The sequence below is a fragment of the Halohasta litorea genome, assembly GCF_024494645.1.
In the GTDB taxonomy this organism is placed as follows: Archaea; Halobacteriota; Halobacteria; order Halobacteriales; family Haloferacaceae; genus Halohasta; species Halohasta litorea.
The window spans coordinates 456,507-470,020 of the sequence record NZ_JANHDJ010000001.1; the positions used below are offsets into that span (position 1 = coordinate 456,507).

Annotated in this window: 10 protein-coding genes; 4 read left to right on the plus strand and 6 right to left on the minus strand. The window is 62.5% G+C overall.

Annotated features, from left to right (window positions below):
• Nucleotides 1-120: 120 nt before the first annotated feature.
• Nucleotides 121-1,662 (plus strand): glycerol kinase GlpK, encoded by a 1,542-nt coding sequence (gene glpK, locus NO877_RS02385; RefSeq protein ID WP_256394691.1) that lies wholly within the window; start codon nt 121-123, stop codon nt 1,660-1,662.
• A gap of 125 nt (nt 1,663-1,787) precedes the next feature.
• Here glpK and sufD read toward each other — a convergent pair whose 3' ends face one another.
• From sufD to NO877_RS02405, 4 genes are all read right to left on the minus strand, one after another.
• Nucleotides 1,788-2,996, minus strand: coding sequence for a Fe-S cluster assembly protein SufD (gene sufD, locus NO877_RS02390; protein ID WP_256394692.1), 1,209 nt, complete (start codon nt 2,994-2,996; stop codon nt 1,788-1,790).
• The gene (sufB, locus tag NO877_RS02395) at nt 2,993-4,420 is read right to left on the minus strand and encodes a Fe-S cluster assembly protein SufB (RefSeq protein WP_256394693.1); all 1,428 of its coding nucleotides are present in this window, start codon (nt 4,418-4,420) and stop codon (nt 2,993-2,995) included. Before sufB ends, sufD begins: the two co-directional genes overlap by 4 nt.
• Nucleotides 4,421-4,471: 51 nt before the next feature.
• Nucleotides 4,472-5,389 carry an ABC transporter ATP-binding protein gene (locus NO877_RS02400; protein WP_256394694.1) on the minus strand — a complete coding sequence of 306 codons (918 nt, stop codon included), beginning with the start codon at nt 5,387-5,389 and terminating at the stop codon, nt 4,472-4,474.
• A 134-nt stretch (nt 5,390-5,523) separates the two neighbouring features.
• The gene (locus NO877_RS02405; protein WP_256394695.1) at nt 5,524-8,262 is read right to left on the minus strand and encodes a DNA-directed DNA polymerase; all 2,739 of its coding nucleotides are present in this window, start codon (nt 8,260-8,262) and stop codon (nt 5,524-5,526) included.
• 131 nt (nt 8,263-8,393) lie between these two features.
• Here NO877_RS02405 and NO877_RS02410 point away from each other — a divergent pair, with 131 nt between their 5' ends.
• The 3 genes from NO877_RS02410 (at nt 8,394) to NO877_RS02420 (ending at nt 9,569) form a co-directional block, all read left to right on the plus strand.
• Nucleotides 8,394-8,567, plus strand: a complete 174-nt coding sequence (locus tag NO877_RS02410; protein WP_256394696.1) for a DUF7331 family protein — start codon at nt 8,394-8,396, stop codon at nt 8,565-8,567.
• A gap of 84 nt (nt 8,568-8,651) precedes the next feature.
• Nucleotides 8,652-9,113 carry a DUF7322 domain-containing protein gene (locus NO877_RS02415; RefSeq protein WP_256394697.1) on the plus strand — a complete coding sequence of 154 codons (462 nt, stop codon included), beginning with the start codon at nt 8,652-8,654 and terminating at the stop codon, nt 9,111-9,113.
• A 27-nt stretch (nt 9,114-9,140) separates the two neighbouring features.
• The gene (locus tag NO877_RS02420) at nt 9,141-9,569 is read left to right on the plus strand and encodes a DUF7346 family protein (protein WP_256394698.1); all 429 of its coding nucleotides are present in this window, start codon (nt 9,141-9,143) and stop codon (nt 9,567-9,569) included.
• Here the strand turns inward: NO877_RS02420 and rad50 are convergent.
• Together rad50 and mre11 are read right to left on the minus strand one after the other, a co-directional pair.
• Nucleotides 9,566-12,265, minus strand: a complete 2,700-nt coding sequence (gene rad50, locus NO877_RS02425; RefSeq protein WP_256394699.1) for a DNA double-strand break repair ATPase Rad50 — start codon at nt 12,263-12,265, stop codon at nt 9,566-9,568. The two genes, NO877_RS02420 and rad50, sit on opposite strands and share 4 nt — an antisense overlap.
• The gene (gene mre11 / locus NO877_RS02430) at nt 12,262-13,509 is read right to left on the minus strand and encodes a DNA double-strand break repair protein Mre11 (protein ID WP_256394700.1); all 1,248 of its coding nucleotides are present in this window, start codon (nt 13,507-13,509) and stop codon (nt 12,262-12,264) included. Before mre11 ends, rad50 begins: the two co-directional genes overlap by 4 nt.
• Between the last annotated feature and the right edge of the window lie 5 nt (nt 13,510-13,514).

The following is a 13,514-nucleotide window of genomic DNA, read 5'->3' on the forward strand; positions in this document are numbered from 1 at the left end:
TATGAATCATTGATTACTACCTGTGGATCGGGTAGTGGTTACACACCGTCCGGACGGTCGACGGCATCCTCCAGCGACCGGACCGGCGCGTGCTACCCGCAGACACACTGGTGATTATTTATGGCAACTGATACATATGTCGGGTCCGTCGATCAAGGGACCACTGGCACACGGTTTATGGTCTTCGACCATGGTGGCAACGTCGTCTCAAGCGCATACGAGAAACACGAACAGATCTATCCGGAGCCCGGCTGGGTCGAACACGATCCCACGGAGATCTGGGAGAACACGAAGAGCGTCATCAACACGGCCCTCGACGAGGGTGGAATAGAGCCCGACCAGCTCGAAGCGATCGGCGTCACCAACCAGCGGGAGACGACGCTGCTGTGGGATGCCGCATCCGGCGATCCGATCGCCAACGCGATCGTCTGGCAGGACCGCCGGACGACCGACCGGATCGAAACCCTCGAAGACGAGGGAAAAGCCGAGATGGTCCAGGAGAAAACGGGGCTCGAACCCGACGCCTACTTCTCGGCGACCAAAGCCGAATGGCTCCTGGATAACACCGATCCGATCAAACTCCAGCGCGCCCGGCCCCAGGACGTCCGCGAGCGCGCCGAGGAGGGTGATCTCATGTTCGGGACGATGGATACGTGGGTGATCTACAACCTCACCGGCAACCATATCACCGACGTCTCGAACGCCTCGCGGACGATGCTGTTCGATATCCACGAGATGGACTGGGATGACGAACTCTTGGAGGAGTTCTCGGTTCCCGCCGCGACGCTGCCCGAAGTCCGTCCCTCCTCGGACGACGAGACCTACGGCTCCACGGACGCCGACGGCTTCCTCGGTGCCGAAGTGCCCGTTGCGGGCGCGCTCGGCGACCAGCAGGCGGCGCTGTTCGGCCAGACCTGCTTCGACTCCGGTGACGCCAAAAACACCTACGGCACCGGCTCGTTCATGCTGATGAACACCGGCAACGAGGCCGTCGCAAGCGACCACGGCCTGCTTACGACCGTCGGCTTCCAGCGCTCCGGCGAGCCGGTCCAGTACGCCCTCGAGGGGGCGATCTTCATCACCGGTGCGGCCATCGAGTGGCTCGAAGACATGACGCTGATCGACGACGCGATGGAGTCCGAGGCCGTCGCTCGGAGCGTCGACTCCACCGACGGCGTCTATTTCGTCCCCGCCTTTACCGGACTCGGGGCCCCACACTGGGACCAACGAGCCCGCGGCACCATCGTTGGGATGACCCGCGGTACCCGCCCGGCCCACATCGTTCGAGCAACGCTCGAAGCGATCGCCTACCAGACCAAAGACGTCGCCGAAGCGATGGTCGAAGACAGCGGGATCGACCTGGCCGATCTCCGGGTCGACGGCGGGGCGGTCAAGAACAACTTCCTCTGTCAGCTCCAGGCTGATATCGTCAACACGAACATCGTCCGGCCGGTGGTAGACGAGACGACTGCGCTGGGATCGGCCTACGCCGCCGGGCTTGCGGTCGGCTACTGGGACACCGTCGACGAGCTCCGAAGCAACTGGCAGGTCGACCGCGAGTTCGAACCTGACGAGGACGCCGACTACTCCGAGGAGTTCGACCGCTGGCACGACGCCGTCGACCGGTCGATGGGCTGGGCCCAATCGACCGGCGACGAGTAGCTGCCGCTGCTCGGTCGACACTCATCACGTCATCGACCCTGCTTCTTTATATTCTATTTATAAATAGCCGCCGCTGACCGCTCACTGGCTACTTATAAATAAAATCGGAGCCGCTGTCGGCTGCGTTAGTTGAGCCGCTCGATGATGAGGTCCGAGAGGTCCTCGCGGAAGGCCTCGACGTCGATCTCTTCGAGCACCGGCACGAAGAAGCCCTCGACGAGCATGTTGCGGGCCGTCCGTGGGTCGATCGAGCGGGAGGTCATATACAGGAGGTCCTCCTGATCTACTTGCCCGACGGTCGCCGAGTGGCTGGCCTCGGTGTCGTGGTTCTTGATGATCAGCTTGGGCGAGGCGTCGGCCTCGGAGTCGTCCGAGAGCATGAGGGTGTTCTCACGCTGGTAGGAACTCGTGTTCCACGCGCCTTCGCCGACGTCCTGGACGCCCTCGTAGACCGACCGGGCCACGTCGTCGAGCACGCCACGGGTGACGAGGTCGGCGGTCGTGTGCTCGGCGCGGTGCCAGACACGGGCGTTGACATCGAGATGCTGGTCCTCGTGGCCGAAGAAGGCCCCGACGACCTTTGTCTCCGAGCCGTCGCCCTTGAGTTCCGTCTCGACGTCCGAGCGGGTGAGTCGAGAGCCGATGTTGCCCTCGATCCAGTTGGCGGTGGCGTAGGTGTCGGTCACCGCACGCTTGAGCGTGACGTGGTAGGTCTCCTGGTCGAGGTTCTGCAGCGAGCCGAACTGGACGTAGCTGTTCTCGCCAGCCACTACCTCGACGATGTTGCTGAAGAAACGGTCTCCCTCAACGTCCTCGCCGGACTCGATGGATTCGAGGATCGTCGCGGAGGCAGACTTCTCGGTGACCACCAGCGTCTGGCTGAACAGCGACCGGGAGTTCATCTCCGCGCGGATCGTGATATCCTCGGCGTCGACGCCCTCGGGGACGTAGACGACCGTTCCCGTCGTGAACAGCGCTGCCGACAGCGCGGTCAGGTAGTTCTCCTCGGCGTCGACGATCGAGCCGAAGTGCTCTTTGACGAGCGCTTCGTGCTCGTCGAGCGCCTCGACAAAGGAGAGCACGGTCGCGCCCTCGGCCTCGACGCGTTCGGTCGCGTCGGACTGGTCGAGGGGGTCGACCAGGTTCTCGAAGTCCAGTTCTTCGAGGTTGGTCCATCGTCGCCCCGGCGTCTGGATGACATCGGGCAGTTCGAGCTCGTCGAGCGCATCGAGCGCCGCAAGGCGGCGTTCGAGGAGCCACTCGGGCTCGTCTCGTTGCTCGGAGATCTCCTGGACCGTCTCCTCGGAGATCGTGGCTGGAACCTGCACGCTCATCCGAGCGAGCCCTCCATTTCGAGTTCCACGAGGCGGTTGAGTTCGACCGCGTACTCGATCGGCAGTTCCTCGGTCAGCGGCTCGATGAAGCCGGAGACGATCATCTGCTTGGCGTCGTCGTCGTCGAGACCGCGGGACTGCAGATAGAAGATGTCCTCGTCGCCGATCTTGCCGACGGTCGCCTCGTGTGCGACGTCGACTTTCGACTCGTTGATCTCCATATACGGCATGGTGTCCGACGTGGACTCGTTGTCGAACATCAGCGCGTCACACTCGACTGCTGTCGAGGAGTTCTCCGCGCCGTCCGCGATGTGGACGAGTCCCCGGTAGTTGGTCCGACCGCCGTCCTTCGAGATCGATTTCGACTCGACAGTCGACTTCGTCTCGGGGGCGTTGTGGTAGACCTTCGCGCCGGTGTCGATGTTCTGACCCTCGCCCGCGAAGGCGATGGTGATGTGGTTGTCGCTCGCCCCGCGACCCTTGAGGATCGAGGCGGGGTACAGCATCGTGGCTTTCGAGCCCATCGAGCCCGAAATCCACTCCATGCGGCCGTTCTTCTCGACGATGGCGCGCTTGGTGTTGAGGTTGTAGGTGCTCTTCGACCAGTTCTGGACCGTCGAGTACTGGACGTGAGCGTCTTCGCCGACGAAGACCTCGACGCCGCCGGAGTGGAGGTTGAACTCGGAGTATTTCGGGGCCGAACAGCCCTCGATGTAGTGGACCTCCGAGCCCTCTTCGGCGATGATGAGCGTGTGCTCGAACTGGCCCATTCCTTCCGAATTCATCCGGAAGTAGGCCTGAATCGGCATCTCGACTTTGGTGTCTTCGGGCACGTAGACGAACGAGCCGCCCGACCAGATCGCGCCGTGGAGTGCGGCGAACTTGTTGTCGCTCGGTGGGACGCACTTGTTCATGAAGTAGTCCCGAACGAGATCCTCGTGGTCACGGACCGCCTTGTCCATGTCACAGAAGATCACGCCTTTCTCTTCCCACTGCTCCTGCATGTTCTGGTAGACGATCTCCGACTCGTACTGCGCGCCGACGCCCGACAGCGCGTTCTTCTCGGCTTCCGGAATGCCGAGCTTGTCGAAGGTGTCCTTGATGTCGTCCGGTAGGTCCGTCCAGTCGTCGACGCCGCCGCGGACATCGATGTCAGGTCGGATGTATGGCACGATCTCGCTGACGTCGACCTCCGAGAGGTCCGGGATCTCGGGCCAGTCGGTCGGCATCGGCATGTTCTGGAAGTGCTCGAGGGCGCGGAGGCGGCGCTGGAGCATCCACTCCGGTTCGTCCTTGTCTTCCGAGATGACCCGTACTGTCTCCTCGGTCAGTCCCTTTTCGCTCTTGAAGGCGGAGGCTTCCTCCTTCTTGAACTCGAATCGGGCCTCGGTGTCTGTCTGTTTGATGTGTTCTTCGGAACTCATGTATTGTGTTTGGAGTTGGTTGCTTATAGTGCTGTGCGTAAACAGTGTTGATTACGCCGTCTCGTAGACGTCCTCGCGGACCCAGTCGTAGCCCTTGTCTTCGAGCTTCTCGGCGAGCTCGGCACCGCCGCTTTTGGCGATCTTGCCGTCGAGCATGACGTGGACGTGATCGGGTTCGACGTAATCCAGGATGCGCTGGTAGTGGGTGATCTGCAGCACGCCGGTACCCTGCTCGTCGCGGAGGGCGTTGATGCCTTTCGAGACGTCCTGGAGGCGATCGATGTCCAGCCCCGAGTCGATCTCGTCGAGCACGGCGATGGCGGGCTCCAGCAAGGCTGCCTGGAGGACCTCGTTCTGTTTCTTCTCGCCGCCGGAGAACCCGGCGTTGAGATAGCGGGTCATGAACTTCTCGTCCATGTCGAGCAGCTCCATCTTCTCGCTGAGGATCTGCTGGAACTCGGCGACACTGACCGCGCCGTCGTCGGCGGGCCCTTCCATCGGCGAGGTGTCGTAGCCTTCCTCGTCGTCGTCGGCTGCTTCCTCTTCGTCTTCGTCCTCGAAGAGCTCCTCGCGTTCCTCGGCTTTGGCGTTGAGCGCCTGGCGGAGGAAGCTCGTCATGGTGACGCCTTCGATCTCGGCGGGATACTGGAAGCCGAGGAAGATACCGAGCGCCGCGCGCTCGTTGGGTTCGAGCTCCAAGAGGTTCCACGACAGATCCTCGGCGTCGAGGTCCTCGTCGATGTCCTCGACGTCCTCGTCGTCGAGATGAAGGAGGATCTCACCCTCGGTGACCTCGTAGGCCGGGTGTCCGGCGATGATCTTGGCGGTCGTCGACTTTCCGGAGCCGTTGGGACCCATCAGCGCGTGGATCTCGCCCGAGTTGACTTCGAGGTCGACGCCCCGAAGAATCGTCTCGCCGTCCTCTTCTGCGACTGCTGCGTGTAGATTTTTGATTTCGAGTGTTGCCATTGTTGATTCGTTGCCTCGTATGAGGGTAGTGGGATGTAACGCCCATAATGGTTACGCATTCACCCCTTCAAATCTGCAGATGAGAAAAGAAAACTTCCCGAATCGAAAAGGACAGCCGGTTCGTGACGATCTCTCTACCAGTATTGTTCGAGACCGGTCTGTGTCTGGCCGGTTTTGATCTCCTCCCAGGACATTCCGAGGGCTTCGATCACCCGGGAGATCGGCCCTTTGAGCGTTTTCTCCAGCATCTTGTCGAGGTCGACTTCGAACTCCTCGGGGAGTTGGTCGGCGTACTCGAAGCAGATCACGTCCGGATCGCGCTTGAACTCCCCGTACAGTGGGTCGGTCTGTGGGTCGAACCCTTCCTCGTCTTCCATGCGCCGGAAGAAGTCGGGATGGACGGTTTCGAGATACAGCCGCTTGGGTTTCGAGCCACGGTCGAAATTCGTCCCGAGCAGGAGGTTGGCGTACTGCGCGCCCCGGACCTGCGCCGTCGGTGTCTCGTAGGCGTCGAGCCGTTTGCCGATGCCTCCTGGAATCCCAATCTCGTCGACGCTCCGCTCGCCGTTGCGGAACTCCTCGATGACGGTTGTGAGGTACTCCCGGACCTCCTCGATATCATCGTCGACATCGTTACCGGTGACGATCGTCTCGATAACGTCCTTCTGGACACGTTTGGTAATGGGCGCGATGTCCGAGCGTTTGTACTCGAAGCCGGTGATGTCGATATCGTCGACGTCCTTGCCCTCCTTCCAGATGATGTGGCCCGCATACCGCTTTTTCCGGCCCGCTTGGAAGAACCGCCGGTAGAGCTTCTCGAACTCGATCTGGAACCGGTGGGCGTCTGCGTTGAGCTCCTCGCTGGCGAAGTCGTCGTATCGGCTGTTGATGTACTCCTCGATCTCGAAGGATTGGTCGATGGCGTCGGCTTTTGACGTATCCTTGCCGAGTTCGAGCATAACGCTGTCAGTGTCTCCGTATGCGATCTCGTAATCGAGTTCGTTGGCCGCGGTTGCAGTGAAGTCGATGACTTCCCGGCCGGTGGCGGTGACCGCTGCTGCGCCCTCTTTGTCGTAGAGTCGGAACCGATCCCACCCCGTAACGCCATACAACGAATTCATAATAACTTTGACAGCTGCCTGCTGCCGATCGAAAATGGCATACTCGGAGCTGTCCGGGTCGTGTTCGTTCCGGAGTTCCTTTTTGTTCTCCCGCTCGGTCAACAACTCGTCGACCATCTCTCGCATGATTCCGTCGGGCTCCTTGCGGAACTGGCTCCCGTTGGGCGCGCGGTAGGTTTCGCCCTCGAAGTCGTCGTCGACCTTGGTTTCGGGTCCGGCGTTGATCGTCACCATACACATCGGATACAGGCTCTTGAGGTCGAGCACGGTGACGTTCTCTTTGACGCCCGTAATCGGATCGAACACTGCGCCACCCTCGAAATCCTCGGATTCCTGTTTCCCCTTGGTTGGGAGGGCGAACTTGCCGTAGGCCTTATGCAAAACGTACTGGTCGACCGCGTCGCCGGGTGTGGGTGCGTCTTCGAGCTTGCAGCCGACGAATTTTCGCACCTCGTCCCAGAAGGCGATCAGGTTCTGCTTGCGGTCGATCTCCACACAGAGTTCCACGTCCCGGAGGTTGTACTCCAGGAGTCGCGTCGGGTCGTTCTCCCAGAGGTCGCCGATATCGCCCGAATAGCGTTCTTTGCCGACCCCGAGTTCCGTCTCCCCCACGGCGTCGAGCCGGTAGGAGTCGAGTTCAGTGAACTGCGTACGCTTGTAGCCGTACAACAGATCGAAAACGACCCGGCCCTTGATATCTGGCCCACCCCAGCCCGAGCGCCAGACCTCGTTGACGCGCGAGAGCCGATCGATCGAGAGGTCTTCATCGACGTCCTGCCGTTTGTCGACTTCCTCCAGCCGGTCGAGGAAGTACGGCGCGTCGAAGTCCTCGAAGTTCCACCCTGTAAGAATATCCGGGTCGGTAGCCTCGATATACCTAATAAAGGCGTCCAGCATCGCCGCCTCGGTGTCGTAACTACGGACGTCGACGGTGATCGCATCGCGGTAGGGCTCGTAGTCCGGGAGGTCGGCGGGAATCTCGCCGTCGCCCTCTTCGGCCTCCCAGATCCACACGATGTACTCCTCGTCGAACGAATCATAGCTGGTGAGACAGACGATCGGCTCCTCGCCGTCTTCGGGAAAGCCGTTTCTGTCGTTGACCTCGATATCGAAGATATTCACCCGGAGGTCGCTGTCGACGTCCGCGGAAATGACCTCGTTGTGGGGGACTTGAATCGAGTCGTCGTCGAGCCGACGCTCCGAGACCTCGATGCCGCTGTTGATCCCCTTGTCGATCAGGAACCGGTTCGGAAACAGGATGTCGGCCTCGTAGTGGTCGAACTCGTCGCGGATCTGTCCGACGTCCCGCGGTGTCCGGCCGATGATCTTGGTCAGTTTTTCGCCGCGGATACTCTCGAAGGGCTCGCCCTCCGGGTCCGTTTCGCGGCTGTCGATAAGCGCGTCGTACTCCTCTTCGGGCGGGGCCTCCAGCGAGTCGGTCGGCACGTAAAAATAAGGCTCGAAGCCGAGCACCCGGACGTGTTCGTGGCCGCCGTCCTCGCGGCGACCGAAGACGTGGATCACGGGGTGTTCCTCGCGGCCGCTGCCTTCGATCGTGTAGTCGACCTGCGTCACCATCAGCTCGACGGTGCCCGTCGAGTCGGGGAACCGCGCCTCGTCGATGTCGACGACCTCGCTGACCCGGCCACCGCCGTTGCCAGCGACGACAGCGGCGGCTTCGGCGGCATCGGGCTCGGCGGTCGCCGATTCGGTGTCGGGAGAAGAGAAGGTCGAGAGATCCGACTGTGTCATAGCGACCCCTTGGGCCGTCTCACCAAAAAGACCGGGCTTTCTCCCAGCAGCCACGCCCATCGCATGTGGTGTGGCAACGATCAGCGCAACAACAAGGTATATACTGTGTCAAACGTTACCATGTAGTGATTATGTCCACCCACGTAGACGACACGCAGTGGGATCGTGCTGACGCAGCCGAACCGGATGGAGTCGAGACCGTCGAATCGTATGAAGTCGATGGGGGTGTGGTATTCTACGACGCGGAAAACCCGCTTGCATGGGTCGAAACCACTCAGGCTGTGAGGCTCACTGATCTCGCCTGAACTGGATCGGCCTCCTTGTTCGGCTCCCTGTGGGAGCCACCTCGAAACGCGAATTCTTTTGCGCCCAGTCGTCGAATGCTGACTGTGCCCGGCGATTCAGCCGATGACGAGGACGACAGCCTCCTGGACCGGTGGGGAGATCTCGAACACCCCTTCGGCGACCCCGCAGAGTCCGATCTCGTCTCCGAGTTCACCCAGGCCTCGGACTACGAGCCCGATGAGCCAACCACCGAGGAACTCACCCGTGATCTCTCGGAGGTCGACCCCGATCTCCTCAACACCTTTACGGTCTGTGTACTGTTGGCCAACCTCGGCGTCCTGCTGGTCAGTGTCGGTCTCTTACTTGTCGTTGTCCGCGACATGTTCCAGCTTGGCGGTGGGCTCTTCGTTATTGGCTCTCTAACGCTGTTCCGGCTCCGACAGGTCTACCGGTCGTACAAGCGCGACCGCGACGACTCCGAGCCAACCGCTACAGAACTTCCGTCGGAATCCGAGCCAGTCGAGAGTCCCGAATCGGACCAGGCCGACTCGGGACACAATCGCTAACTCCGTTGAATCCCTCCGTCGACCCGAATGCGAACCGTGTCAGCTGCCGACGGGACCCGCTATCTCCTCATCAAACAGTCGAGCGAGACGAGCCTCGTTCGAAACCCACAGACGGGGGCCGAGCAGTATATCGACAACGACCGACTCGACGTGGTCGACGGCGAGTCGCCGCTGGAGACGGCGGCCACGGCTATCGACGCGCCTGTGCGCCGACTGCTCACGGCGACCCACAACGACCAGTCGGTGGGATTGCTCGTCGAGTTGGTCGATCAGGGTCCCTGCTCGACGATCGAACTGCTCGACAGCTACGACCTCTGTGAAAGCGACCTTCACGGTCTGCTCGTCGAGTTCCGGGCCGCCGGGCTGGTCGAAGAGGCGACCAGCTACGGCGAGCGTGGATACGACGCAACTGAACTGGCAGCGACCGCCATCGACCAACTCCGGACAGAGCGTTAGTCGTCGCCTACCTGCCCGAGGACGGCCAGATCGGCGTCGTCGGTGTGGCTCACCGTCGACTGGTTTGTCGTGGGGTTCTTTTCGACCGTAATGAGGTCGTCGGCCGCCCCGACGAGTTCGTCGTCGTGGCTGACGATGAGGATCTGGCGAACGCCGAAGCCGCGCATCTCCTCGACGAGGTCGACCAGTCGGCCGACGTGGCCCGAATCCAGGAACACCGTCGGCTCGTCCAAAATTAGGGGTGGCGTCGGTGCCGCCCCGTCGATCCCCTCCGCGAGCAGCCGGTAGATTGCACACCGGAGGCTGAGGTTGAACAGCGCGCGCTCGCCGCCCGACAGCTGTTCGGGCTCTAGGGGCTGGTCGTCCTTCTGGTAGACGGTCAGCTCGTACTGGCCGTCGAGTTCGATGTGCGAGTAGGCGTCGTTGCCGTAGACGAGGTCGAACGTCTCGTTGAGCATCCGTTCGAGGCTCTCGACGTTCTGCCGCCGGAGCTCGGTCCGGAGCTCGCCGTACATCGCTTCGAGGCTCTCGGTTTCCTCGTGGAGCGCTTCGAGCCGGTCGACGCGGGCGGCGATCTCCTCGCGGTCCTCCCGGAGGGTTTCGAGCCCCTCGATGTCGGCTTTGACGCCGCCGATGGCGTTCTGGAGCTCGTCGCGCCGCTCGCGGAGTTCGGCCAGTTTCTCGCCGACCCGTTCGAGGTAGTCCTCGGCGTTGGCCTTCCGCTTGCGTGCCCCTTCGACGGCCGACTCGTCGAAGGCCTCTCGCAGTTCGTCGTACTGTGTGCGCTTGTCGGCCAGCCACTCGCGGCGGTCGGCGTTGCGCTCGGCCAGTGACTCGCGTTTGTCGGCGAGGCGATCGATTCTCGATGAAAGCTCCTCGATCTCGCTCCGTAGCTCGTCGACTGCTTCGAGTCGGTCGATCGCCTCGGTGAGCTCGGCGCGCCGTTCGGTCAGGCGCTCGATCTCCTCGCGGGTGTCGGCGGCCTCCTCGCGTTTCGTTTCGGCCGCCTCCCGGCGTTCGGCTGCCTCCGTGCGTTTTTCGACGGCTTTCTCGCGCTTGGCGTCGGCCGCCTCGCGTTTTTCGACAGCCGTCTCGCGGTGGGTTTCGATCCGGTCGGCGAGTCGTTCGCGGTCGGCATCGAGCTCCGAGAGCGTCGATTCGGCCTCGACGAGTTCGGTTGCGGCCGTGATCTCGTCGTCGACATCCTCGCGCTCCTCGCGAATCTCTTCGAGTTCGGCTTCGAGCGTTTCGATCCGGTCGCGCTGGTCGTCGATGTCGGTGACGTGGGGCGCGTCGTCGACCGGCTGACCACAGGTCGGACAGTTCCCCTCGGCCAGCAGCGCCTCGGCCTCATCGACCGACTCGCGGACGCTGCTCAGTGTCGCGTTGGTTTCGGCTTCCCGTTCGCCGAGCTTCTGGCGGCGCTCCTGGAGCTGCTCGCGGTGGGCGGTTGCCTCGCCGACTGCGACCGGCGTGTCCTCGAACTCGGCGCGGAGCGTCGACTGCTCGTCGGCCAATGACTCTCGTTTGGCTTCGGCCTCCTCGGCGGCCGATTCGGCTTCTTCGGCTGCTGTGTCGGCCTCCTCGGCGGCTGTGTCGGCCTCCTCAGCTGCTGTCTCCAGCTCGTCAGCTGTCGTTTCGAGGTTGTCGGCCTGGTTCTCGAAGCCGGTGGCTTTCACTCGAAGGTCGCTGATCTCCTCGGCGAGTTCCTCCTGGCGGTCGGCCAGTGTCGATTTTCGGTCGGCGATCGCCTCGGCAGTGGCCTCGGAGAGTTCGGTTTCCGCGAGCCGGTCGGCGAGGTCGGCTTCGAGTTCCTCGCGCTTTTCGCGGGCCGTCCGCTGGTCGTCGCCAAGGTTGTCCCTCGTCGCGGCGGTGTCGCTGATCTCGGCTTCGAGCTCCTGGATCTCGGCTTCGAGCTCCTGGATCTCGGCGCGGTTGTCCTCGTACTCGGCAAGTGTTGATTCGGCGTCTTCGAGCGTCGATTCGGCTTCTGCCTGTTGGTCTTCGAAATGGTCGATCTCCCCTTCGACGTCCTCGAGATCGCTCTCGAGACTGTTGAGCTTGGTGTGGAGGTTCTGGGACTCTTTGGCCTCGATCTGGGAGTCGACCTGTTTGAGCGATCCTCGCGCGTCTTTCAGCACGTCGTCGACGCCGAGTCGGGCCTCTCCGGCCCGGTCGCGGTAGGTTTCGAGCATCCCCAACTGGAGCAGATCGTCGATCATGTCCTGGCGCTGCTGGGGGGTGGCGTTAATGAGCTTGTTCACCTCGCCCTGCCGGACGTAGGCGCAGTTGACGAACGCCTCGGCGTCCATGCGTAGGAGGTCGGTCACGAAGGTCCGGACCGCACGCGCGCCGTCCCGTGAGACCGGCTCGCCGCTGCCGTCGTCGCCTTCCAGGACGCATTTGCTCGTCGAGACCCGATCGCCGCTCCGACGGAGTTGGCGTTCGATCGAGTAGTCGACGCCCTCGTGGGTGAACCACAGTTCGATCGAGGCCTCCTCCTCGCCGTTTCGGATCACATCGCCGAGCGTTCCCGAGAGGGCTTTCGAGCCGTAGAGGGCGAAAAAACAGGCCTCCAGAAGGGAAGATTTACCGCTGCCGTTGAGCCCGTGGATCACCGTGACGCCATCGCGGAACCGGACGTCGACGTCGCCGTAGGGCTTGAAGTTCGAGAGTCGGAGCCGGGTGAACCTCATTGGAGATCCTCCAGGGAGAGCTGGCCGTCGGTCGCCGGTTCGTTCGCGGGCTCGTCTGTAGATTTATCACCTGCTGTTTCGGATTCCGCCTCCGGTTGGTCGTCGCTCACGGGATCGTCGGCCGGGTCAGCAGGCTCGTCCTCTACTCCGTCTTCAACGAGCTGGGAGACCGCCTCACGGACGTTGCTGTCGGCGAGCTTGCTGGCCCGGACTGTCTCGTCGATGTCGAGGGCAGTCTCCGAGAGCTCCAGTTCACGGATCTTCTCGTCGACGGCAGCGTCGGGATCGGCGAAGCTCACCGAGAGTTCGGTCTCGGTTTCGATCTCCCGCCGATCGGTGACCCGGGCCACCAGTGCCCCGCGGTCGAGGGCGAACTCCTCGATGTTTGCGGGGGTGACGGGGTCGCCATCGCCGAGGATTTCGACGCTAACGACGGCCTCGTCGAGATCGTACTGGCGGACCTGCTCGCGGACGCGACTGCTGCCCTCTCCCTCGGCGAGGTCGACGCTCACGAAGACGAACGGGCGTGTCTTCACGGATCGCTGGCGGATGTCGACGCCCGAAGGTCCGGGTTCGTCGCTGAATTCGACGACGTTGTAGCCGCGGCCGTCGCGTTCGCTCGCGCTCGCGCGCTCGGTCGATCCACAGTACGTTACCCACGTCTCGTCGACCTGTTCGATGCCTGCTTCGTGGTTGTCGCCGAGGAGCACTGCATCGAAGTCGATGTTCGATTCCGCGAGGACCGTCTCAGTCTCCCAGTTAGCGTGTGCAAATGGTGTAAACAGACCATGGCTGACGAGCACCGATTGGGTCACGTCGTCGGACGGTGGGGTGAACTCGTAGTCGAGATCCTCACGCCGAGAGACCGGCACGTGGTCGAGTCCGTAGATTGCCGCCGAGTCGACCATCACCGGCTCGGAGCCGAGTCGGGTCGCGAGGTCCAGCCGTTCAAAAAGGTCGAGCCACTGGCCGCCGCGTGTCGACTCGTGGTTGCCGACGACTGCGAGAAACGGGATGTCGGCCCCAGCGAGTCGGCGAAGCGCGTTGAGCGTCCCAAGGAGATCAGGAAGCTCGGGCCGACGGTCGTGGAACAGGTCCCCGGCGTGGACGAGCGCCGCCACGTCCATCTCGATGGCGTCGTCGACCACCTGCTCGAAGGCGTCCAGAAAGTCCTGTCGACGCTCGGCGGAGTGGTACTGCTGATAACCGATATGGGTGTCGCCGGTGTGTATCACCCGTGTCATTGCCC